Source organism: Pseudomonas putida (genome assembly GCA_041071465.1).
GTDB classification, from domain to species: Bacteria; Pseudomonadota; Gammaproteobacteria; order Pseudomonadales; family Pseudomonadaceae; genus Aquipseudomonas; species Aquipseudomonas putida_P.
The window spans coordinates 2,474,996-2,498,078 of the sequence record CP163498.1 but is presented as its reverse complement, the minus strand read 5'-3'; the positions used below and the strand labels follow the sequence as shown (position 1 = coordinate 2,498,078).

The 23,083-nt window shown below is 59.9% G+C and carries 22 protein-coding genes; 5 read left to right on the top strand and 17 right to left on the bottom strand.

Features of this window, described 5'->3' with window-relative positions; all coding sequences use genetic code 11:
- Positions 1-222: 222 nt before the first annotated feature.
- Together AB5975_11520 and AB5975_11515 are read left to right on the top strand one after the other, a co-directional pair.
- Complete coding sequence (locus AB5975_11520; GenBank protein XDR22374.1) at positions 223-1,206, top strand: hypothetical protein; 984 nt, start codon at positions 223-225, stop codon at positions 1,204-1,206.
- Entirely contained in the window at positions 1,172-1,771 is a 600-nt protein-coding gene (locus AB5975_11515) for a hypothetical protein (GenBank protein ID XDR22373.1), read from the top strand. The genes AB5975_11520 and AB5975_11515 overlap by 35 nt, the downstream gene beginning before the upstream one ends.
- A 108-nt stretch (positions 1,772-1,879) precedes the next feature.
- On the opposite strand, the gene AB5975_11510 is transcribed toward AB5975_11515, so the two are convergent.
- The 16 genes from AB5975_11510 to AB5975_11435 all read right to left on the bottom strand — a co-directional run bounded on the left by AB5975_11510 (position 1,880) and on the right by AB5975_11435 (position 17,804).
- Positions 1,880-2,203 (bottom strand): hypothetical protein, encoded by a 324-nt coding sequence (locus AB5975_11510; protein ID XDR22372.1) that lies wholly within the window; start codon positions 2,201-2,203, stop codon positions 1,880-1,882.
- On the bottom strand, positions 2,200-6,027 hold the full coding sequence (locus AB5975_11505; protein ID XDR22371.1) for a tape measure protein: 3,828 nt from the start codon (positions 6,025-6,027) through the stop codon (positions 2,200-2,202). Before AB5975_11505 ends, AB5975_11510 begins: the two co-directional genes overlap by 4 nt.
- 465 nt (positions 6,028-6,492) lie before the next feature.
- Complete coding sequence (locus AB5975_11500; GenBank protein XDR22370.1) at positions 6,493-7,104, bottom strand: hypothetical protein; 612 nt, start codon at positions 7,102-7,104, stop codon at positions 6,493-6,495.
- Positions 7,105-7,283: 179 nt separating this feature from the next.
- A complete protein-coding gene (locus AB5975_11495; protein XDR22369.1) occupies positions 7,284-8,228 on the bottom strand; it encodes a hypothetical protein in 945 nt (314 codons plus the stop codon).
- A 3-nt stretch (positions 8,229-8,231) separates the two neighbouring features.
- Positions 8,232-8,831 (bottom strand): hypothetical protein, encoded by a 600-nt coding sequence (locus AB5975_11490; GenBank protein ID XDR22368.1) that lies wholly within the window; start codon positions 8,829-8,831, stop codon positions 8,232-8,234.
- Positions 8,828-9,130, bottom strand: coding sequence for a hypothetical protein (locus AB5975_11485; protein ID XDR22367.1), 303 nt, complete (start codon positions 9,128-9,130; stop codon positions 8,828-8,830). Before AB5975_11485 ends, AB5975_11490 begins: the two co-directional genes overlap by 4 nt.
- A 334-nt stretch (positions 9,131-9,464) precedes the next feature.
- A complete protein-coding gene (locus AB5975_11480; GenBank protein XDR22366.1) occupies positions 9,465-11,264 on the bottom strand; it encodes a DUF927 domain-containing protein in 1,800 nt (599 codons plus the stop codon).
- A complete protein-coding gene (locus tag AB5975_11475; GenBank protein ID XDR22365.1) occupies positions 11,251-12,141 on the bottom strand; it encodes a toprim domain-containing protein in 891 nt (296 codons plus the stop codon). Before AB5975_11475 ends, AB5975_11480 begins: the two co-directional genes overlap by 14 nt.
- Complete coding sequence (locus AB5975_11470; GenBank protein XDR22364.1) at positions 12,138-12,365, bottom strand: hypothetical protein; 228 nt, start codon at positions 12,363-12,365, stop codon at positions 12,138-12,140. Before AB5975_11470 ends, AB5975_11475 begins: the two co-directional genes overlap by 4 nt.
- Positions 12,358-12,642, bottom strand: a complete 285-nt coding sequence (locus AB5975_11465; protein ID XDR22363.1) for a hypothetical protein — start codon at positions 12,640-12,642, stop codon at positions 12,358-12,360. Before AB5975_11465 ends, AB5975_11470 begins: the two co-directional genes overlap by 8 nt.
- Before the next feature lie 2 nt (positions 12,643-12,644).
- Positions 12,645-13,361, bottom strand: a complete 717-nt coding sequence (locus AB5975_11460; GenBank protein ID XDR22362.1) for a hypothetical protein — start codon at positions 13,359-13,361, stop codon at positions 12,645-12,647.
- Positions 13,358-13,573 (bottom strand): hypothetical protein, encoded by a 216-nt coding sequence (locus tag AB5975_11455; GenBank protein XDR22361.1) that lies wholly within the window; start codon positions 13,571-13,573, stop codon positions 13,358-13,360. The genes AB5975_11460 and AB5975_11455 overlap by 4 nt, the downstream gene beginning before the upstream one ends.
- The gene (locus tag AB5975_11450) at positions 13,570-13,869 is read right to left on the bottom strand and encodes a hypothetical protein (protein XDR22360.1); all 300 of its coding nucleotides are present in this window, start codon (positions 13,867-13,869) and stop codon (positions 13,570-13,572) included. Before AB5975_11450 ends, AB5975_11455 begins: the two co-directional genes overlap by 4 nt.
- Before the next feature lie 325 nt (positions 13,870-14,194).
- Entirely contained in the window at positions 14,195-14,353 is a 159-nt protein-coding gene (locus tag AB5975_11445) for a hypothetical protein (GenBank protein XDR22359.1), read from the bottom strand.
- Between the two features lie 320 nt (positions 14,354-14,673).
- Positions 14,674-14,979: a helix-turn-helix domain-containing protein gene (locus AB5975_11440; GenBank protein XDR22358.1), complete on the bottom strand. Its 306-nt coding sequence runs from the start codon at positions 14,977-14,979 to the stop codon at positions 14,674-14,676.
- A 1,394-nt stretch (positions 14,980-16,373) separates the two neighbouring features.
- Complete coding sequence (locus AB5975_11435; protein XDR22357.1) at positions 16,374-17,804, bottom strand: tyrosine-type recombinase/integrase; 1,431 nt, start codon at positions 17,802-17,804, stop codon at positions 16,374-16,376.
- A 447-nt stretch (positions 17,805-18,251) separates the two neighbouring features.
- Here AB5975_11435 and AB5975_11430 point away from each other — a divergent pair, with 447 nt between their 5' ends.
- Complete coding sequence (locus AB5975_11430; GenBank protein ID XDR22356.1) at positions 18,252-18,458, top strand: DUF3079 domain-containing protein; 207 nt, start codon at positions 18,252-18,254, stop codon at positions 18,456-18,458.
- A 61-nt stretch (positions 18,459-18,519) separates the two neighbouring features.
- On the opposite strand, the gene AB5975_11425 is transcribed toward AB5975_11430, so the two are convergent.
- Positions 18,520-20,808, bottom strand: a complete 2,289-nt coding sequence (locus tag AB5975_11425) for a TonB-dependent siderophore receptor (protein ID XDR22961.1) — start codon at positions 20,806-20,808, stop codon at positions 18,520-18,522.
- Between the two features lie 149 nt (positions 20,809-20,957).
- Here AB5975_11425 and AB5975_11420 point away from each other — a divergent pair, with 149 nt between their 5' ends.
- Both AB5975_11420 and AB5975_11415 read left to right on the top strand, forming a co-directional pair.
- Positions 20,958-21,680 (top strand): response regulator, encoded by a 723-nt coding sequence (locus tag AB5975_11420; GenBank protein XDR22355.1) that lies wholly within the window; start codon positions 20,958-20,960, stop codon positions 21,678-21,680.
- Position 21,681: 1 nt separating this feature from the next.
- Positions 21,682-23,049, top strand: a complete 1,368-nt coding sequence (locus AB5975_11415; protein XDR22354.1) for an ATP-binding protein — start codon at positions 21,682-21,684, stop codon at positions 23,047-23,049.
- The last annotated feature ends 34 nt before the right edge of the window (positions 23,050-23,083 follow it).

Below are 23,083 nucleotides of genomic sequence, written 5' to 3'. Positions count from 1 at the left end.
TAACACTGTTGCATTTTGGGTGTTACTTATCAAGCAAAAAGGGCTGATTTGGTTAAATTAGACCGTATCAGCCCAAGCATACCTTGCGTAGCATACGAGCTAGAAGCTAAATTGCCATCACTCCTCGCCAGACATAAATTTAGCCGTGGAGCATTCCCAGGGAGGGGTTCCGCACTGCGATCTACCTCGCCCTGAGTTCGAACGATCTGCGAGGATTAGTAAGTGACAAAGAGATATCTCCGATTTTATGACCTGCGAGTCAAAGCTGCTGCCCGATATCACGTAAACGGCAAGCCTATTTCAAATACCGTTACAGCCTTTACGTTGCTGACAATTTTGCGCCAAGCGAAAGCTTTATTTGACGCGAGCAAGCTGACACATCGAGAAATCCCCGACAGCGTCAAGTATTACTTGGCTGACATTGAAATAGACGAAAATGCACAAAAGGCTACATTACTGATAAATAAGAGCGACCCAACCGAGCCCGATCAAACCATATCTAATCCGGTTTCAGGTGAACGCCAAGAGCTCTTAAAGCCGGATGGATTTGGCAATGATTACTCTGCTCATCTCTGCGTGAGCCTAGTCGCGCATCAACCAAACCTTTATTCCATGGTATATGAATCGCCTCGTGGAGGGATACCAGGAACCCAAATTCACAGTTTTCTAAATCACCTGCTACGAGAGTGTCGAAGTGGAAATAAGGCAGAATATAAGGTGCCCCATCCTGCCGGTGTAATGGAAGGCGGCGCTCCTCTAATGGTCAACGCGCTGCATAGCATAGAGTTAAACGGAAAAATTTCTGATGAGTTCTTGAATGATCTTGCAAACGGAACACTCGGACGTATCGAACTGGCTAATTATGAAAACCATGGACAGGTCTGGGACAATGGTGCAGGATTGAGCGAGGAGAAAAAAATAATCGTGTTGCGCCCGCAAATCGAAAATCTTCCACCCCAAGGTGTGATTGATGCTCTCAAACAGGCCTTTAACCGGGGCAACCAATTTGACTACAACGAAGCAGTCATACGGTTCAGAGACCCTTCGGATGAGGCGCACACAGTCAAGGTGAACACAGACGACTTCACGCTCACTGATAACGAGCGGTATGTAAAAAAGGCGTCAATCGATACCCCTGATACAAACTCGAATGGCTACGGAGAGATCGACGATGACATCAAAAGATCGCTTTACAACGCCTTATAAAGTTTTTCTCGGGCAACTATGCAGGCCATTTGCCTATTTAGCGATACGTCACGAACACAAAAAAATTATGGACTGGTTTTTCCCGGGGATTTTGGTTGGACTAAGCGCAATAGTACTACTGACCTGGGGAGAAAAAATCAATCTTTATGGAAGCTCAGGAGTTTTATCAAAGATACTAAGTTTTATACAGAACCTTCCTGGCTTTTATATTGCAGCGCTGGCTGCGATCGCTACATTCGGCCGTTCTGATATCGACAGCATAATCCCGGCTCCCACACCACTGATAACAGAATTTCGCGGCGGGGAGGAACAGGAAGTCGCTTTAACTAGGAGGCGATTCCTAAGCATGATGTTCGCATTTTTAACTGCCGAATGCGTGATAATAATACTTGGATCAATCGGGCTACTAACACTAGCTGGAGATCTAGACAAATCATCAATACCCTACGCCTCAACTATTGGAGCAGCAGCATTTCTCCTAATCATGCTATTCTTCTTCCAGATGATACTTACAACCTTCTGGGGTCTATACTATCTAGGAGATAAAATCCATAAAGTTGATTGAATGCTTGGACCGCCCCTAAACATTTCACGGGGCGACCCAGTAATTCTACAATTACGGAGAAGATCAAGCTGCATCGTTACTAGAGATACAGATAATCGGTGTACCGCCCTACCCCGGCAAATCACTGAAATGTTTTCTCAATTTTCCGTTCGGCCCCCACAGGTTGCCAACGGAGCGCGCGCAGCGAGCCCTGTAGTGTTCCTCGTATCGCCTGATTTTGAGCGCTATATCTGCGCCGATCGGACCTTCGTGATTAATTACGGCCAGTGTTCGCCCGATCATCGTTCCGACCAGCTCAAAGCGGGCCCTGATCTCGTGCATGGGCGCATTCGCATCATCGACCCAGGCACCGAACACGCGCACGAAAAGCTCAATTACCTGCTGATCCAGCTCCGGCCCCAGCTTTTCTTTGTCCCAATGAATATCTGTCAATTTGCGTTCCTCTGCATTCTGTAGAACTGTTCCATGGTCTCCGGGAAGCCACCCGAGCCAGTGGCTACTTGATCTCTAAACCTGTCTTCCACAGCCTGGATAAGCACCTCAAGCTGGCCGTTCTCGCCGGTGCGTGTCTGCACCACGGCATTGCTGTTGTTATAGATGTAGACCTCATGCTTAACCTGGGGAGCGGTCCCGGACTGCCCGGACTGCCCCGAACGCTGATTATCTGTCGGTGCGACTGACCGGCCAGCCACCGATACCCGCTCATTCGAGTTGATCGCCTCCAGCAGCGCCCGGTTACGCTTGGTCGCCGCGGCATTCACCACGAATTCGCCGTCACTCAGGCGGGCCATGATGCTGTCGGAGGTGCCGGTACCTGCGCCGGACACGTAGCCGCCGGTGGCGAAGCCGGGAATCACAGCGAGGCTGGTGGCCAAGGCCGTGGTCGAAGTCAGCGCTGCCGCCGCAGGCACGGAGTTGGCGCCCAGGGTTGCCAAGGATGCCATCGCCGCAGCCGGCGCCCAGGCCGTGGCCGTGGTGCCAGCTAGGATCATGCTCTGGCCTGCAGCTGCCGTACCCAGGGTGGCGTTCAGTGCCGCGTTCACGCCCATTTGCACGCCCATCTTCACGAAGCCGCCAATGATGTCGCGCACAACGTTGTTTGCGATGTCACCCAGGGTATTGAATGACAAACTGCCGCTCATGATGCTGCTTGTGATGTCGGTGGAGATGTTGTTGAACGCGCTGGAGAAGATCGCCTCCGTCTGCCCGGCGATGTCCCGCGCCTGGTTGCCGAAGTTCTGCACCGCAGCCGTCCACCCGTTGATCGGGTTGAGCATGTCCTGGTCGACCTGCGCCCAGCCGTTTTGCATTTCAGCTATGCGCTTAGGCAGATACTCACGCTGCAGGTCGATCTGCCTTTGCAGAGCCTGCTTTTCTCTTTCTGATTCAGTCCGATCCCTCTCGGTCATCAGATTCTGAATCGTGGTGTTCGTGTCGCGGACTAGCTGAATCTGACTTCTTGCTCGCTCTGTTTGCAGGTCGCCCATTCCGACAGCGGCGGCATTGATCCGGTTTTCATCACGATCAGTTTGCAGTTGACGCTCCAACTGCGCCCGGTACTGCTCGGCCTGTGTAAGGCCTTGGACGCCTTTGATCGCGGCGGCGTAGTTGATTGAGGACTGCGCCAGCGCCTCGTTGTACTGCGTCTGGGTGATCTTGCCTTTCGACAGCAGAAGCTCCAGCTGAGACTGGCGCTCGACATACTCTTGCAGGGCGAACTTGGCTGGCTGGGCGGCCTTGTAGAGGTCGTCAAAGGCTGATCGTGCGGCGCTGAGCTTTCCTGCCAGGCTGTTCTTGCCGCCGCCAGACCCAGAGTTCGCGGACGTGCTTCCATCAAGCTGGGCGATGGCGTCCTGCGCCATCTGGGCAATCGTCTTCCCGCCCGGCCCAGTAGGCATTTGCACTTGAGGCTGGCCAAATGTCAGAAGTGCAGACCCTTGGAGATTGAGCTGGGGGGCCGATAGTGCCGACACCATTCGCGCAGAAGACGCCACTGCGAAGTTGGCGGCCTGCTCAATGGCCGTGATCTGGCGCCTGGTGCTGCCTTCTGTGTTTTCGGCCATCTTGCTCATGGCCTTGGAATGGTTTTCCATCTGAGTTCTGATCGCCTCAGATGCCGTGATCGAGGCGATGAGCTGAGCTCTAAGCCGATCCTGCTCAGCTTTCTTCCCATCCTGAATCGCTTTCTCGTACTTCTTGAGGATGTCGGTCTGCTCTCCGATCAGCCTGGCGTATTCGACCTGCTGCGAGTTGAATCCAGCCTTGGAGGCCGTGTATGCAGCCTCTTGAGCTGCGTTTGCACCGATGAGGTCCCTCGTCTGGGTAAGCTGTTGAATGTACTTGTTCCAGTCGCCGGCGGTGCTGCTGATCGAAGCGCCGACCCCGGCCTGGGACTTGGCAAGCGAATCAGCGGCCGACGCAGCAGCCGTAGTGGCGGTCTTGCTCCGGCCCAGCAATTGCTCGTAGTCAGCCGCCTTGCTGCTGCTATCTGCGTAACCGGCAGCGATTTTCACCAGCTCATCTTGGTACACGCTTGCGATCGAGGTATTGGACGTGATCCAGCTCGTCAGGGAGTCAAGCGAGCGCTGGCCATTCTTCACTTCGTCGAACAGGTCGCGGAACGTCGCCACCGCCTCGACCCCGGGGGCGCCGAGCGAGGACAGGCCTTGGAATGCCCGGTTGAAGTAGTCTTTGAGGGCCTTGTCTGCCTCAGCGGTCGCGTCTCGCTGAGCCTGCATCCAGGTCGCAGATTGGAAGCGCTTCTGCTCTGCGGTCAGGGTTTTGAACTTGGAGATAGACTCGTCCAGGGTCAGGTTCTGGTCGATCAGCGCCTGTGTTGCAGTGTCAGTACCTGAGCCAAAGTAGATCATGGCGCCTGCCAGGGTGCTCACGGCTGCTGTTGCAAGACCTACAGGCCCGCCAAACGCCGCCATCACAGCAGTACGTGCCGCAGCGCCTCGGGTAGCAGTGGCGGTAAGGCTTGCCTCGGCAGCGGTCTGCGCAATTTTGGCTTGGGTGAGAGCGATGGTCGCGGTACGGTTTTCGCTAGCTGCGGCCACCTGCGCCTGCAAAGCGAAGGTTTCAGCATTGGTGCCTCGGGCGGCCTGCAGCTCAACGTTTGCCCGGGCCAGCTTGGCGCCGGTCAACTGCTTCTCTGCAACGGCACGTCGAACGCTGATCTGGGAGGCCTGGAGGTCAGCAGCTGCGACGGCACGAGAGGCCGTTACCTGTTGCATCGTGGCGGAGAAGTCGGCCAGCCGAGCCTGTGCAGAAAGCGTGAGGGATGAGGTGAGCCTTACCCCCACACTGGTTGCATAAGCACCGGTCAGAGCCAGGATTGCATCCATATTCGAGATGACGCCCTCGAAGCCCTTCACTCCCACGCCGGCGATGCTTGCCAGGGAGCTGGAAAAGGTCTGCATCCCATTGATGATCTGGGGATTGGCGAAGGCGTCGCCGAGCGACGTCATGGCGCTGATGGCCGGGTCGACATTGATCTGTCCAACGGCGGCCAGGAAGTTGTTTTTCATGACCTGCGATGCGCGCTCAAAGAGGGGAGGCATCGAGGCCACTTCCTTGTTCAGCGAGGACAGCGAGCGGAGCAGGGCATTCATCACCACTTCCGAGGTGATCTTGCCCTCGGCAGCCATTGCGCGGATCTGCCCGTTGGTGACGCCCAGGTACTCGGAAAGAGCGCGGGTGATTCGCGGGGCCTGCTCCATCACGCTGTTCAATTCTTCGCCCCGCAGCGTGCCAGAAGCCATCGCCTGCGACAGCTGGATGCTTGCGGCCGTCGCCTCCTGCTGAGTCGCGCTCGATACGAGAAACGCCTTGTTCACCGCATCGGTGGCCTTCAGCAGTTGCTCTTGAGAAAAGCCCGCACCCTTGGTGGCGTTGGACATACGAGTGAACAGCGAAACAGTGCTCTCCAGGCTGGAGCCAGTTTCGTTTGCCATCGCCTTGAGGGTTTCGAACGTGCGCGCCGCTTCGGCAGTTGAAGCGCTCACCAGGCCGATCTGCCCGGCCATCGTCTTGAATCGGTCGGTAGCCCGAAGCAGATTGTTGGTCAGTTGGCTGACCCCGATGCTTGCCATCGCTGCTGCAGCTGCTTTCGCTGCCGGCCCAAGCCCGTAGATGCTATCCGCTGCATCGTCACCGGCTCCCGTTAGAGCTGCGAGCTTGCCACGTAGAACATCGGCTTGTTGGCGTGCAGCCCTTGAGTCAATCGTTATGGCGAGGCGCGATTCCGTAGTCATACAGAAGCCCCCTGGCCGACAAGCCCTTGATCACCAAGAGTGATCGACCTGTTTTCAGCAAGCACAATCAACAACGCATTGGCCTCAACGCTGCCTCTCTCTGCCGCCTCTCGCAACCTCACCCACGCTGCGGACAAATCTGCTTTAGTCGGCTTCGCTTGCTGCCCCCTGATCTTCCCACCTGCATTCATCTCTACACCCTCTCGATGATGGTCAATAAGATGAAATTAGGCCCGATCTGATCGGATAAACAGTGTTTTTTGGGTGCACCTCAATAAAGACACATCCTGGCACGTCCTGACACAACAAGCGGAGGGGTCTAGAAGGGAATTTCGTAGCAGTATCTAGGGGCAACTCAAATTGATACGAAATGACGATAGGCCGTCAACGATGCTACGCGCCAGACTGACCAGCTGTGCGCGCACCACAAAACTGGGGTACAGCGTTTTGTGGCGCGAGCAGGGATCACTTAATTCCGCATTCGGCCAAGGCCTTGCTCAGCGATTGATCAAGGGCATATTCGCCCGTGGTGCTGGCAGCCTGGTTCATGCCTAGCGTGCGATAGATCAGCACCTTGCCGGTCTTCATTTGCGCCAAAATCTTCTCGGCCTTTTCACCGGTCGCCGCGGTGAATGGAGACATGGCCTGGGCAGAGGCCTGCAGGGCGGCCTTGTAGGTGCTCTCCAGCATCTGTTGCTGCTTGGCATCCCCCCCGTATGCTTGCATGGCTTTGAGCTGCCCTTCCGGCACGTAGTCCACTGGGGTCTCCCCTGTCGCAATGGTCCACGCAGTGTTTTGGTCGATCCTAAGCTGGACATCTCCGACAGGAATTTTGAAACGGCCCCCGCTCCGAATCCCTACCCTCAGTTCCCCATTCACCGATTCGATGTACGGGTAGTAGTGGTTGGAAGCAGTGAATACACCGCCGCCTGTGTAGAAGCTGCCCACAGTCACGCCACAGGTAGACTTGTCCGTGAACTGGTCAGTACTTCTGACGGTGACCCATTCGACTTCGGGAGTTACACCTGCGCAACCGGCCAAGGCCAGCGCTAGGGCAAGCGTGCAGAGTCGTTTCATATTCATCCTTCTTAGCGGGCAGGAACCGCCCAGATATGCGTCCTTAGGTGATGGCCAAGTGCTCTTGGCCAGAGTTTTATACCCGCCTACCCCTTCAATTCCAATCATTCAGATGGCGCTTCGCCTGGTGAACGCCTTTGGAGTGGGAGATCCAAGAGGTGACGATCAATGTGAATCGACTACCCAATGAGATTTATAAGAATGGCCTCCGACTCCGCCATGTCTTCGCGCTGGCTGGCAATCAGGTACCGAAACACCGCCAGTCCCTCGGACTTATCACGGGGCCGGATCTGCGCCAGCAGGCCGAACACGAACCAGTCACGTGCGGTCGCATCGGGTGGTCCGTCGCTGGCGTCACGGTCGACGGCGTTACGCAGCCGGTAGAGCTGGTCCCAGTAACTAAGCTCGTACAGGCAATCCGCCAAGGTGTGAGGCAGCAATTCAGGGTGGGCGTTGAACCGGGCGGCTACCTGGCGCTTATCGAAATCACCGAACTGGCCGGCAGCACGCAGTCCGCGCAGCGCCTCGATGCAGAACCTTTCAGCCTCGGTGTCGGCCAGCAGGGTATCACCGAAGCGAGCGACGCCCTCCAGCCTCAGCCGGTTCTGCTCAATGGCCCGAGTGGCCAGCGCATCCAAGTCAGCGAAGCCAAACGACGACATAGCAGCGAACAGATGCCCTGGATTGGTGGCCACCAAGTAATCTCGGTACCGCTTCTCTAGCACATCGAGCGGCGTCTTGATCTTCTTGGCGCCCTCCATGGCCCGGTCAATCAGGGCGGCCTGGCCGGTACTGATGACGGAGCGCAGCCACAGCACCGCATCCACCTCCTTGTCGCCGGTGCCCACCTCCTGCGGAGGCAGCTCGGGCACGCTTGGCAGTGCCTCGGTGCTGGCGCTGATCGGCGGCAGGGTAAACATGGCGCGGTGCTGCTCGTTGTCGCGGAACGCCCCGGATCGTGAAACTAGGGTCTTCACCGTTCCTAGTGGTATGCCGGTGATCTGGGCCACCTCACGGAGGGAGTGACGCCGGCGCAGGTCCAACACTAGGCGCCGCTGCTTATCTGAAACCCGCTGCTTCGTCTTCACGGGTGAATCAGGCTGTTTCGACTCTGGCTTAGTCATGGCTCACACCACCCGCAGCTTAGGTGGCAGCTTGGGCCCGAATGGCGCCCCAGGTGCGAAAGGGTCAGGCAGCACCCCATCGGGACAATCCCTGATGAAGTCCGCCATGGCCGCGTGACAGGCGTTGAACAGCGGCGCGTCATTCCATTCTTGCCCCCGGCGCTCTGCACTGTCCTCCACGACGTGGGTGAACACCAAACCTTCCAGGCTGGTGACGCCCTCCCGCCTGACATGCTCACGCTCCACCACGTTCACGCTCAGCAGGTCGCACAGGCGGTCGACCCCCAGGGCATCGGCTAATCCGTCCTCATCGAACAGCAACTGCCGCCCGAACCCGGACAAGGCCACCAGAGCCTTGCTCTGCTCATCGTCGCGGTGCTCCCACGCTTGCTGCTCCAGATCGGCAATAGCCTGGCGGGTGAATGGTAGGAATGCTTTCAGCTTGCCCGCCTGGCGGCGTATGGCTCGTCGCTCGGCGTGTATTGAATCGAGGTTGCGGCTGATGTTGCGGCAGATACGCCGGGTGGTGATGAGTTGCGTGCTGGCGCTGATTCCTGGCTTCAAGGCGATATTGCACAGACGCATGGTCGGTGTGGGCGTCATGAGTGGGCCTCCATGGGCATGTTGTCGTAGGTGGTGCGCAACTCGGTACCGATCAGGCAATGGCGACCAGCGGGCGCATAGCAACCCCGGCAGGTCATGACATGGCTGATGTACTGGTCGCGGGCCCCCCGCCACTGAGGCGTGGCATTGGCGGCGTTGGCGTAAGGGCCGGATGGCAATTGCACAGCATCGACTAACACCAACCGCGGGCGATCCGGAGCGCGTTTCGCCATCGGTGGCTTGCTAGCGCCAGCACCGTTCGGCGGCATGTGATTGAGCAGGTCGGAAAGGAGGCTCATGGCGTCACCTCCCCCGGATTCCCATAACGCCCAAATGTGTCTGTGAAAAAAGATCGGGGGAACGGGGGAACGCGGGAACACCCAGTGTTTCCGGGGCCTCCAGCTGGGGTACGTGTTCCCCACCCGAAAAACTGGGGAACAGTGATAACCAAGCAGAAGGGGAATCGCAGGCGCTTATATTCAAAAACATGTTTGTGTTCCCCTGTTCCCCAACACTTCAATAAGGGGGAACGACTACAGACCACGTATTTACTGGCTGTTCCCCCGTTCCCCCTGTTCCCCACGTTTTTAGGTTCCTGTGGATTCGGGCATTGGCGTTGGGTGGTGATGACGGTCATAGGCCACCGCCTTCGCTATCCATGGCGTCGGGATCGATCACATAGAGGCGAGCAGACCCACCAGCAGGCAGGCGGTACTTCTTGGTCCTGCGGCTGTCCCGGTCGGTATCGTGCTTGGCGAGAGCGCCAGCGCCCTCCAGCGCCTTCACAACCCGCGCCAGCCCGTGACCATGGGCGGCCTCGGTCAGTGCGGACTTGTTGAACAGATAAAGCCGCTTGGCGCCGACCACCTCCCAGTACCCGGCGCGGTTGAACACCTTGGTGTCCAGCGTCTGGTCTTCTACGTCCGAAAAACGGCTGCTGCCGTGCTTGTCGATGAAGTCGAGGATGCCGGCGAGGATCTGGCGGTCTTCGGCATTGCCGCCGCCCACCCGGCTCAGCCACTCGCCGTACAGCAGCTGGCAGTCGGCCAGAGCGGTGCCTGGCGCCCAGGGCAGCAGGTCGTAGGCAATGGCCATTTCGCCCGCCAGCGCGATCACCGCGAAGCGATCTGCCACCCGCCCGGCCTGGGCGTTGTCCTCGACGAATTGAGCGCGGATACCGGCGAAGTCCTCCAGCAGCCCGGGGCGGTCATCGCTGGCCAGCAGCTTCTCCACGAAAGCCGGCCCGATGTGCCCATGGTTCGCTCCTACAGCCACCGTGAGCTGGCGGTGGAAGTCAGCGCCCTCCAGGCCGTGCAATTCATCGAAGGCGCGGTGCGTGCGGGTACCGGCGTTCACGTCGACCATGCGCAGCTCGGCGCCAGCATGGGCAGCATTGCCGCTGATGGCCGCGTGCTCGGATAGGGAGCGCTCACCGCTGGACAGCGCCAGCAGGCGCCAGCTCAGTTTGCCGCGGGCCTCCCGGTCACGGGTCATGGTGCCCTTGCCCTGGCCGTTGGCGAGCGAATAGGCCATCTCCTGTACGCGCTTCGGGTCGGCCCGCTTGATCTCGTCCAGGGGCAACATGGTGTCGTTGCGGCTGGACGCCTCGATCTCCAGTCCGCCCTTGGTCATATCCCAGGACGCAGCGAAGATGCCTGGGTCGCCCCATACGGACGAGCCGATCAGTTGCGCCAGCGACTTGCCGCTGGAGCTGTCGCCCACCAGGTGAACACCGCCACCCAACACGCCAACCAAGCTCAGCAGCGGGCCAGCGAGGGCGCAGCCGATGGCTAGGGTCAGCACCGGGTTGCCCTCACACTTGGCTGCTACCTCGATCTTCCAACCCTCCAGGCTCCCGCGCACGCTGAACAGGTTCTGCCCCTTGGCGCTGGCCTGATAGCGCACTTTGTCGCTGCCGATGGTGCGCCCAGGTAGCACAAAGGCGCCTGACTCATGCCAGCCGGGGCGGCAGGTGGTGGCGAACACCTCTGCAGGGTGCTGGTCCAGCAGGTACTCCATGAACTGGCCGCGCTTCTTCAGGGCGATGATGACGCCCATGCCGAACAGCGTCCGCCTTGCGTCCTCGCCGCTTCCACCGAACACCTCCATGGGAATGATCCACTCCTTGGTGCCGCTGTCGGTGAGCAGGCGCAGAAACCGGCCTTCGCTGCCATCGTCGCTGTTGGTGGTGCGAGCGGCGACGGTCACGGGCGTGGCGATCCACTCGTCAGTGATCGGGCGATCTGCCTTATCGTCGTCGCTGTCGTCGTCGCCGGCGCTGCGCTTGAAGCCGTGCCAGTACACACCGGGTTTGAGCCTGCGGCCTTTCTCATTTGTCACCCAGTGCTCATACACACCCCAGCACGGGCGGTCAGGCTCGACTTTGGGTGCTTCGGGGCGCAGGTTGATGACGTTGGTATCAGGCGGGCGCATGACGGCACCTCCAGGCGGCGAGGTCGTTGAAGTCGGAAAGGGACAGCGGCGCGTCGGCCGGCCACTCGGGGAAGGTCACTAGACCGCCACACGCGACAGCGGCCTCATGGGCGGCTGTGCGCCCCGGATTGCCCTTGCCTTCGGCCTCGGTTTCGCGGTCGTCGTCGCCGGCGATGATGATTTCGGTGCCGGGGTGGTCGGCCCGCAGCGCCAGTGCCACCGGTTTCAGGTTCCCGGCGTTCATCGCACAGGCGACCGTGTAGCCGCTTGCGTGGAGCGTGGCGCCCGTAGCCCAGCCTTCGCAGATGCACAGCGGCATGCCCGGGGTGATGCGCCCCAGCGGCGAATAGGCGCCCTTGATTCGCCCGCCATACAGGAAGCGCTTGTCGCCATCTGGGGCGATCCGCTGCAGGTTCACAAGCACACCAGCCGCGTACAGAGGGATCAGCAGGTCGTCACCACGCTGGCGCAAACCGTGAGCTCGAATGGACTTAGCGACCAGGTAGGGGTGGGCCGGATCAGCACGACGGGCGTCACGCCACCAGCGCTGCGCCAGGCCGGCCGCCCTAAGCTGGCGCCGCTGCCGTTCGGCCTCCCGCTGGCGCCGGGCTTGCTCGATGCGCTGGCGCACCTGCTCGGCTTCGCGGGCGTCCACCGGCTCACGGCTACACCAAGTGTTGGTGCCGCCCGTCTTCCAGCTCCCGAACGCGCCCGAGGCAATGCCATCAGCAAACAGGCAGTACCAGCCATTGAGCGTGCCGGGCTTGTCGCCGGGGACGTGGAAGCGGTGAATGTCGCCATCGTCCAGTGGTAACCAGTCGAGCAGACCATAGGCCGACTGGAGCACGTCGCTGAACAAGATCACAGGATCAGTCATGCGGCCCCCTGCGGCGGCGTGAAGCGCTTGGCCAGCCGTTCCAGTTGATTGGTCAGGCGCTCCAGCTCAGGGCAGTGACGGCCAGCGTCACCCTCGGCAATGCGCAGTTCCAGAAACCCCGCCAGGCTCTCCACCAGCAGCGTGTAGCTGGCGCTGTCGATGTAGGCGCCAGCAGTCGGCGGACCACCGGCACCCTTGCGTCGAATGGAAGTGACCTTACTCATGGTTCACCCCTTCAGCGCCTGCGAAGGTCCGGCAAACTTGGCCATTGTTCACCGCGTGCCAGTAGGTCAGCGCGCCGAGCGACTCGACGCGGCAGGCCGTCACCACCGCATCAGGACTACGCAAAACTACGCGCCCACACTCGGCGTCGGCCAGGCTCAAGAACGGCCCCAGTAGCGCCCGGTCGACCTTCGGATGTCTCACGTAATACAGCTCGGTGGCTTTCTTCGGGATGAACGAATCCCTCAGCGCAGCGCGGCGCTGTTGAAAATTGGTCATGTTTAACCCCTCAGTCTGGAGTCGCGACGATGAACGCGGCGGTGGTTCCGGGTGTGCTCAATCAGCGCCGGGGAGACGTGCGGCCCGACGAATGCGGCCAGTTCCTCGGTTTTCAGCATCGAGGCAGGCACATAGGCGTACTGGCCGCCCGGCAGTGCCCTGGGCTTTCTGCGCTTACGGGGGAGGTGCCTTTGCAACAGATCCAGGTCATCGGCCATTACCTCCTGCATGCGCTTACCCGTCTCGCTCAGCGGCAGTGGCTCGCCAGGCCGCACCTGCTCCCACGCATAACGGTCTGCCAGCATCTCGTTCACGCGGTACATCACCTTGTGGCATTGGTCGCCTACCACCTGATCGGGAGCGAGGATCAAGTCCCAGAGCGAGAAGTTGTCGAGGTGGTGGCCAATCTCGTGATGCAAGATGAATGAATAAATCTCGCTGTCATCCAGCGCCGACCAGTCAATTTCCGGACGAGTAGCGCTGCGGAAACGGCCCGCATTGATACTGGTTGCCAGCTTGATAGCAACCCGCTCGTCACGTTGGGTTTGATCGCTCAATGCGTCACGAACGATCGGCTGCGCCCAGCAGCTGTATTCGCCCCAGATGCCACCAAGCTCAGTGAAGGTGGCGATCGTCAAAGCCAGGCCGCTCTCCTTGGCCAGCTCGGCGAAGTCACGGTATTGCGTGCGGGTGATGCGCTGGGTGGTGTCGGTCTTCACAGATCACCCCCTTGCTCAGCAATCATGCCGTCCAGCATTTCGGCCCAGGCCATGGCGGTGTGCTGCGCCATCACGGCAGTGACACGGGCAACGATGACTGGGGTGGCAGGCGAGGCGATCACTGCCAGGGCCATGCTCAACAGCACAAGGATGCCTTGCACGTCGCGAAGATCGTCCCGGATATCGTCCGGCATCTGGATAACGGAAGTCATACAAGACCTCCGTTAGCAGCAGGCTGGCCAACAACACCATGCGAGGCACCAAGGTGGCGATGGCGCCAACAATAATTGCCGCTGAAGGACTGGATCTGCTCGAGGTGACGGGCAATGTCGCAGGCCAGCTCGTTGTCATACCCGCCCAGCGCTGGGATCACGAGCGTCAACAGGATCGTCTCCAGCTTCTTGTGCTCGTCGCGGGCAAAGTTCATGCAGCACATCTCGCGGGCATCAAGAACCGCCTCTGAAAGCACCTCGCCTTCAATGGTTGCATCGATTGGGAAGTGATTCATTGGGCACCTCCGACATTGACAGCCGCCTGAAAGTGTTCCACCAGAGCTGCGCCTGGGTGCGCCTGTCGCCGGCATTCCTCCAACGCGGCACGGACTTCATCCGACACACGCATGGCCTCGTCCAGCCCGGCCAAAGAGCCACGGCAACGACCCAGGATGCTCACAGCTGCTTGCGGAAAGTCCGCACTTACCAAAGTGGCGATATCACCTGCGAGGCCTACCCCAACCACTGGGGGTAGACGGAACACTTGTTGCCCTGGATTCGTGACCACGACCTGAGACTGGATGAAGCCCTGTATGGCCTCGACGACTTGCTGAATGTGAGTCACTGAGCACCGCCTTGCCCTTCCAGGGCGCGGGCGATCTCGGCGTGATGGTTATAGCGGGCGAGACGGACAGACAGGGAAGAATTTGCGCGAAGTGCGGCCAGGGCCAGACGCCGGTGGGCGTGTGCGCGGATTTTGGATGGATTGAGGGCGTGCATGGGTCGAGCTCCTAACGTTGAGTGGGAGCTGCCACGAACCGTCGCCAAACGATTATGGGTGGCAGCTGTACGCAGGTTGGCGAACCGGGACGTTAGGAACCCGGCAGACCCGAAGGTCTCCCGCGCACAGCCGCCATAACACGGGACTGCGGGCACAAAAAAAGCGCCTGCAATCGTGATGGGGGCGCTGTTGCGCCTAACGTGTGACGGGTCGCCAAACCCGGCCGCTGAATTTGCAGCGACCGGCGAACCATACCGAGCATCACAATTGCCTGCAACCAGAATTATCGACCGTTCATCGCGGATCTTTAGTGACGGCATCATTCGACCACCTTCTGCGCCGACCCAGCGCTCAGGAAGTACGTGGCCACTTTGCGATGATCGCGACCATGGTCATCTTTCAGCGTGCTCAGATGAGTAGCAATCTTGTGACCCAGGGCGCGAAGCTCGGCAATACGCGCGCCCGGGCGCACGATGTTCAGCTGCGCGATGGCCTGGAAGGTGTTGATCGAGCCGTGCTGGCGCAAGTGGGCAAGCAAGCGAATACGCTGCGCGCTGCCGCTGGTGTCATTGTTATCGCACGCTGGGCAACCACTATTGAGAGGCGGAGTGTCTGCCATGTTCATGCCCCCTCGCCTTCACAGCCTGCTTGATCGCGCTCGCTCTTATGCCCCTGCTGGACCTCGCGGGGATGCACCAAATTTTTTAAGGGTACGGGAAGGGATAGAACCGCTTTTTCCAAGCCAGCCGATCCCTTCTCTGCGCTCACGCAGAGTTGATTGGACATCATGGGTTAGGCCTCCTGGCTGCGCAGGAAGGATTCCACAGAGTCAGGTTCCCAACGGACAGAACGACCGAAGCGAATAGGAGCCGGAAAGCCGGGAGTTTTGGACCAGCGCCACCAAGTGGAGCGGCTGACTTGATACTTGGCGCAAAGCTGAGCTGCGGTAGCGCGGGCGCCGGGGATCGGCAGGTTGGGTACATCGGCAATGCAAGTGGCGGCTTGAGCCATGGTAGGTACCTCTAAGATATAGACGTACCGAGGGAGCGAACTGCTTGAAGGGCCCATAGCCACTGCATAAATACCCAGTTGCGTATTGTTCCTTCCGGTACTACAGTCCGCCGCGAAGCCCGTAGAAATGCTTCACCTCGGGGTGCTTGCTGGGTCGACCATCATGCAGCGGACGTTGGTAGCGTCCTTCCCGATCAAGGCCTCGACGTTGGTAGCGTCGGGGCTTTTCTTTGTCTGCAGATTCGCGACCCATCATCCCAACAGTTCGCCATAGTGTTTAAATAACTGGCGGCTGCTTTAGGAATGCCCAGATGTTAGCGGCGATGCCCGTGATGTCGCAACAACTTTCTCTGCTCGTCAGCAGTTACCTTTAGATAACTAAACCTCTCAGCCATTCTACCCGCGCCTGTATACATTGCCCCATACGTCCCCATACGTACCAACAAGGTCTCAATACGTGCAAAAGCAGATTATGGATTCAGGAAAAAATGCCGACGAACGGTAGGTGATGCGTCTGAAACCCCCGGTTTTACTGGCCCCTATTGAGGGCCTCATGAGGGCCTCATTCGATCCTCGCCCGTCCACATCTCGCAATCACGCACCGATCTTCTTTTTCATCTGTAACAAGTAGCCGTCACCTCGCGCCACAAAACCATGAAGTACGATTTTGTGGCGCGCACGCTCTTTTGTAAGATGCAGAAGATCCTGACCGGTAACTAACAACGCTGCGTAATACGATACGTTGTTTATTTGGGCTTATTCGCTACCCTATTCACCGTTCCGACCTGTTCCCCATGGGTTCTTTTGAATTGAATAAGGGCCTGAGGTCGCCCCAAGCGGAGAATGTCGACGTGCAGCAGCCTGGGGGGCGGAATGATCATCAGCGCTGCTGAAGCCATCGGCGCCCAGGCATCTATGGTGGGAGGCGGGATTGAAGCGGGAGCTCAAAATTTAGCTGCTAAATCAGCCCGGCTTCTTCGCCTGCAAGAATGGGGCCGCTGACATGCGTTACGGCTTTGACCTGGAGCTTTTCTTGACCCGCCGCCCCATTGATAGCGCATTGCCATCTTTATTTTTCAGCTCGCCCAGAGCAACTGCCAAGCAGTGCTCAAATTGTTCAAGTGCTCGACGCTTCTCCGGTAACGCAGCCTCAGCGTTGTTCCGATAGTGCTTCGATACAACCCCCGTTTGGCCATGCGCCTGCAGAAGGTCGGACAGGCGATCATCAACACCGCACCGCTGCATAAGCTGGGTGCAAGTGCGGCGCAGGTCGCGGGGCGAAAAGGGCGACATCCGCACTCCGTCGACCACAGCATGCTTGGAATCCATCCAATCCGCTATCGCATGGGTCGGACTACTGATAACGAAGGGCTGCTTGCCATGCGTAGTCCAAGGCCATTGATGGTCACCGCTGATTTCAAGCACGCGCCGCATGATCGAGATCGCACGATCCGAAAGCGGGACCAGGTGCGGCCGGCTCAAGGTCTGCCCGCCCCTTCCCTTACGGTGAACGAGTAGAACAGTGCCCTCGTCCAGGTCGTAGTCAGCCCATGTGGTTTCGACGATGTTCTTGATGCGCTGGCCACCAGTCGCGATTACAAACTTGAACAGCAGCGCCATCACCGGACCAATGCCATCTGTGCTCTCGATCGTCTGCCAAAAGTGCTTCAGCTCAGCATCCGAGAGGGCCCGCTCGACAGGAGCGGAGACCTTCTCCACCTTCACCATTGCGGCCGGGTTGATCTCAAGGCTATAGACCTTGTCGTTTGAGCGCCCTACGACGCTCTCGACCGTAAGGCCATGATTGAAAGCCGCGACAAGGAAAGAACGCATCCGATCGGCCTGGACCTTGGAGCCGCGATTCCAGATCGGGTTGAGGATCGTGAGGATATGCTCTGATCGAATGTCCCGGGCCTTCATCAGCATGATGTCGGGATGGGGGGTTGCCAGGTTGCTCTTGAACAAGCGCTCCAGCTCTTTCACAACGCCTATGGTCGCCTTGGCCCGGCGTGACTCGATGTAATCTAAGAAAAGGTCATGGAAGCTGCCGCGGGCTGCGTCTATCTCAGCCAAGCGCAAGCGCTCAAGCCTCTCTTGTTCCATCCGCGCAGCCGCGTTCTCTTGCTCGATCTCGACTGCTGCCTTCTGTTCAGCAACATACGTCAGGTACTTGGCCAGGCCTCCCGCAGCCGCGGCCTCAACAGAGATACGCATCGCCTCGGCGCGGATTCCATCAAGGGTATGCTCACCTGTCCCTACACGGGGCTTCTTGGAGAGCGTCCCCAGCACCAGCCTCTTATCGCTGTCAGGTGTGCGCTCTCGGTAATAGGCCTGGATTGCACCTGATGCTTTGCGCTCGAGAAGCAGAGTGCCCTTTCCACGAGAACCCACCGGCTCAGACTGTCGGGTTTTTACGGAGTATGCCTCCATCTCAGTCATGCGCGTGCGCTTAGCCATTTTTCCCCGTTGCCTCCACGTTTTCCCGTTCGATCCCCGTTTTCGATGCAAAGGTACGCTATCGGGTGAAACATAGAAAGACATCAAGACGGCGTTATGTGGGGCTTTCTCTGGTTATCACGGCATCCCATGAGAATCGGTGACCTCTCGAAAACCATCAGAGCAAACGGCTTGTAATCAGTAGTTCCAGGGTTCGATTCCTGGTGCCGGCACCATACGCAGTATCAAAAAGGCTCACCGAAAGGTGGGCCTTTTTTGTTTGTACCGTTTTTCTTTGAATACCCACATCAAACACCCTGCAGTCGCCAAAAGACTGCAGCCTTCCCCCTCAGCGTGCTCGTGCAATTACTGCAGCGTTTGATTTCGATCAAGCTCCCTGCAGCCATGAGGCATAGCCTGTTTTCAGGCAGCCCTTGAGGGAAGCACCCCATGGCCAAGAAATTCCCCACAAACCCCAGCCATCCCGAGCGTATCTGCTGGGGCTGCGACCTCTACTGCCCAGCCAAAGCCCTAGCCTGTGGCAACGGTGCAGATCGAACAATGCATCCGATAGAGCTGTTTGGCGAGGATTGGGAGAGCTTGGAGGGCCGGCTGGAGAAGTCGGTTGTTCGGGGGCAAGAGGCAGAGCCCGGGTGAAGAAGGGCCGCTGCGCGGCCCATCGCGACACAAGGCCGCTCCTACACTTGACCGTGCCTGATCAGAAGGCAGTGCTGACCGTCAGCGAAAGGTTACGCGGGTCGCCATAGATTGCCCCGGCGTAGAACCCGTACTGGGTGTAGTAGTGCTTGTCGAACAGGTTGTTGGCGTTGAGGCTGACGCTGGTGTCGTCGGTCAGCTGGTACTTGGCCATGGCATTCCAGATGGCATAACCGGACCAGTTCACGTCAGTGGCACCATTGCTCACGCCATTGGTGGGCTGACCTGCCGGGCTGGAAATGGCGCGAATGTTGGTTTGCGCGGTCACGCCTGCGCCCAGGGTGAGGCGGTCGAGCGGGCCGCTCAGGCGGTAGGTGGTCGAGGCCTTGAACAGGTGCGACGGGTCGCTGCGACCGTCGCTGTCGACGCGGCGGAAATGCAGGTAGGTGTAGCCGGCATACACGTTCCAGTTGGGGCTCAGGGCACCCGCGACTTCCAGGTCGATACCGTCAGTTTCCTGCCCGGAACCGGCCTTGTAGGCATTGCCACCAGTCGGGGTGGTCAGGTCGCCATCCAGCACGGCCTTGTTTTCCTGCTTGGTGCGGAAGTACGCCGCCGAGGCGTTCAACCGGCCATCGAACCACTCACCTTTGATGCCGGTCTCGTAGCTTTGCCCGCGAATCGGCTCGACCTTGCTGCCGCTGCTGGTTTCAGAAGTTTGCGGTGTGAAGATGTCGGTGTAGCTGGCATACACCGAGTAATTCTCGTTGAGATCGTACACCGCACCCAGGTAAGGGGTGACGATGCCGTTCTCTTCCTGGCTGCTGCGCACGCCGGCCACGCTACGGGTAACGGACGAGTAGTTGCTGGTGCGCACGCCGACGATCACCGACAGCGGGTCGGTGATGCTCAGGCGGGTGGCGGCGTACATGCCCTGCAGGCGGGTGGTGGTCTTGCTGTGGCGGCCGGTGCGCGAGGCGAGGATGTCGTAGTCGTCATCCACTCCATTGCGCCAGTCGGTCAGCGGGAAGCCGTTGTTGGCGCGGAACTGGCAGCCCAAAGCAGGCGCGCTGGCCATGCCGTCACCGACCATGGTGCAGGAGTATTCCGGCGACCAGCCCACCGTGCGGCTGTCGTTGTAGCCAACCATGGCCTGGTGGGTACGGCCGAACAACTGGAACGGACCGGACAGGTCGATTTGCGCCGATTGCTGGGTGGTGTCGCTGGAGCTGTGCAGGCCATTGAGCACGGCGCCGCTGCCATCCTGGTCCCAGTAGCCGCCGTAGCTGCCACGGCCCGCCGAGTTGACCTTCGCCAGGCCACGGTGGTTCAGGGCTTCGGTAGTGGCCTGGGCGCCTTTCAGGTCCAGGGTCCAGTCGTTGTCGAAGCGGTGCTCCAGCGAGCCGAACGCAGTGCGGGTGGTGTACTCGCCAAAGCTCCAGCTGGGCACCACGTTGGTGCTACGTGGCAGGTCGGTCTTGCTGCCGTCGCGGTACCACAGCGGGATGTTCGCCCCCCAGCCGCCACCAACCACCTTGTTGTACTCGTACTGGTAGCCAGCGCCGAGGGTGGTCGCCTCGTCCAGATCGAATTCGAAATTGGCCAGCGCGGCGCGGGAGCGCTCGGACTGGTTGTCGCGGAACGAGTTGGCGTCCTGCTGGGTCATGACGAAGCGCGAGCGCAGCCGGCCGTCTTCGGACAATGGCAGGTTTAGGTCGGCACCCAGACGGCGTTTGTCCCAGCTGCCGTAGGTGGCGTAGGCGCTGCCGCCGAAGGTTTTGGTCGGTGCCTTGCGGATCAGATTGACGGTGGCCGACGGGTCGCCGGTGCCGCCCAGCAGGCCGTTGGCGCCGCGCACGATGTCGATGCGTTCGTACAGGTCCATGTTCAGCGCATTGCCGCTGCCGCTGAAGTCGGAGCCGCCCTGGGTCTGCAGGCCATCGACCTTCCAGTTGCTGATCGAGTAACCACGGGCACGGTAGTCGGTGCGCCCACCCACTTCGGACTTGTTGGCCGTTACGCCCGGCGTGGTTTGCAGCGCCTGCTCGATGGTGTGAATGTCGCGGTCATCCATCTGCTGACGGGTGATGGTGGTGACCGATTGTGGCGTCTGTCGCGGCGTCAGATCGAGGCCGGTGGAGCTGCGAGTGCGCTCGACCGTGTAGCCCAACTGGCCGGCATCGTCGGCTGGCAGTAACGCGCTGTCTTCGATCTGCGTGGCATCCAGCTCCAGGGGTTTACCGTCGGCAGCCATGGCGCCACCGCTGATGGCAACGGCAACGAAGAAGGCCAGCGGCTTGAGACGACTGCCACTTGGGCTGCTGGGGGTGAAGACTTTCGGGGTGCTCATAGCATTCATTTGGGAAGACTTCGTATTTGCAGATGATTTTTTGTTAGGATTCTAGGGACCGGCCCTCCGGGCTCCAGACCCGACATGTACGGGGATGTAATTGAACGTAATGAGCGCCACCGGCCCTCACCGAACAGGTGTTTTTCCGCATGAGCACGACCCTGCTGGTTGTCGATGATGACGACGAGATCCGCGAACTTCTTTGCGATTACCTGAAAGATGCCGGCTACACCGTGTTAGCTGCGGCCGACGGTGAACAGATGCGCGAGCAGCTGGCCCGGCAAAAAGTGGAGCTGGTGGTGCTCGACTTGATGCTGCCTGGCGAGGACGGTCTGAGCCTGTGCCGTCAGCTGCAGGCCACACCTGGGCTGGCGGTGATCATGCTGTCGGCCAAAGGCAGCACGCTGGACCGCATCATCGGCCTGGAGGTGGGTGCCGACGACTACCTGGCCAAGCCCTTCGAGCCACGCGAGCTGATCGCCCGGATCAAGGCCGTGCTGCGTCGCCCGCAACGCCTGGACGCACAGGCCGAAGAGCCCGCCGTGGTGGATGCGCAGCTGTTCGCCGGGTTTCGCCTGGAACACGTAAAGCGCCTGCTGACTCGGCCCGATGGCGAGACCCTGACCCTGCCGCGCTCCGACTACCGCGTACTGCGTGAACTGCTGGAAGCCAACAACCGCGTGGTCTCCCGCGACCAGCTGACGCGCAGTGCGTTCGGCCGCGACCACCTGCCCGACGACCGCTCAGTGGACATGTGCGTCAGCCGCCTGCGTCAGCAACTGCGCCGTGCACCGGCGGGGGCCGCGCAAATCCTTACCATCCGCAACGAAGGCTACCTGCTGAGCATCGCCAGCCACGAGGCCGATACCTGACATGCGCTGGCTTCGCCGGCTGTGGCCACGCACCTTGTTTGGTCAGTTGCTGCTGATCATGGTCAGCGGCACGCTGGTGATTCAGTTGATGTCGAGCAGCATCTGGTTCGATGTGCGTTTCGCCCAGGTGCTCGAGGCGCCTGTGCGGCTGGTCGCTGCGCGCAGCGCTCCACTGATTGCCCAGGCCGACTGCCACGGCGGCATGCTGCAGCCACCAGCCCATTACCAGCTACGCTGCGCCGAAAGCCTGCCCACGCCGGAGCATGACGAGCGCCGCGGGCGCAGGCGCATCGAGCTGTTGCTGCAGCAGGCCCTCAAGTACGAGCTGGGGCATGCCCAGGACGTGCGCCTGATGAAGGTGCAACTGACCGATGAACTGGGCCAGCCGATCGTCTGGCGCAGCTTGTTCGGCCTGCGCACGGCCCAGGCGCATATCCAGTTCGCGGTGCCGTTGGCCGATGGTCACTGGCTGACCGTCGATGGCCAGGAACTGCAGGGTTGGAGCGGCGAGTCGGCTTGGGTGCTGATCAGCGACTACCTGTTGCGGGTGTACGCCCTGCGGATTGTCGCGGTATTGCTGGTGTGCCTGATTGCCGTGCGCCTGTGCCTGCGCCCGCTGCGTCGCCTGGCCGATGCCGCACGCGGCCTGGGCGCTAACCTCGAGCAACCGCCCTTGGCGCTGGATGGCCCGGAGGAAGTGCGTCAGGCGGCGCAAGCGTTCAACGCCATGCAGCAGCGGCTGATAGCCATGGTCAACGACAAAGCCTACTTCCTGGCTGCCGTATCACACGACCTGCGCACACCACTGACCCGAATGCGCCTGCGCCTGGAGCGCCTGCCCGACGACGAACACCGCCAACGCCTGCGGCAGAACATCACACAGATGGACGACATGATCGGCCAGGTCCTCGATTACCTGCGTGCGGGGGAGCAGCAGAATTTGCAGCAGGTGGACCTGGACCGGCTGGTGGCGCGCCAGTGTGCGGACCTGGCCTGCGCCGAGGAACCACTGCCAGTACACGGCCAGGCAGGCAGCGTGCGGGTGGATGCCTTGCTGTTGCAGCGTTGCCTGCAAAATTTGTTGGTGAATGCGTTGCGCTATGCCCAAGACATTTCGGTCACGCTGGAGCGAGCGAGCACAGGGGTATTCATCCATATCGACGACCGTGGGCCGGGGATCGCGCCCGCGCTGCTGACGACCATTACCGACCCGTTCGTGCGCGGCGAAGGCTCGCGTAACCAGGCCTCGGGAGGGTATGGGCTGGGGTTGAGCATTGCCCAGCGGATTGCAACCAGCCATGGCGGTGAGCTGATGCTGTCGAACCGTGAGGGCGGTGGGTTGCGGGTCAGCATACTGCTCCCCATCTGACGGCGAGCGCTCTGGCATACGCAATCAGGTAATA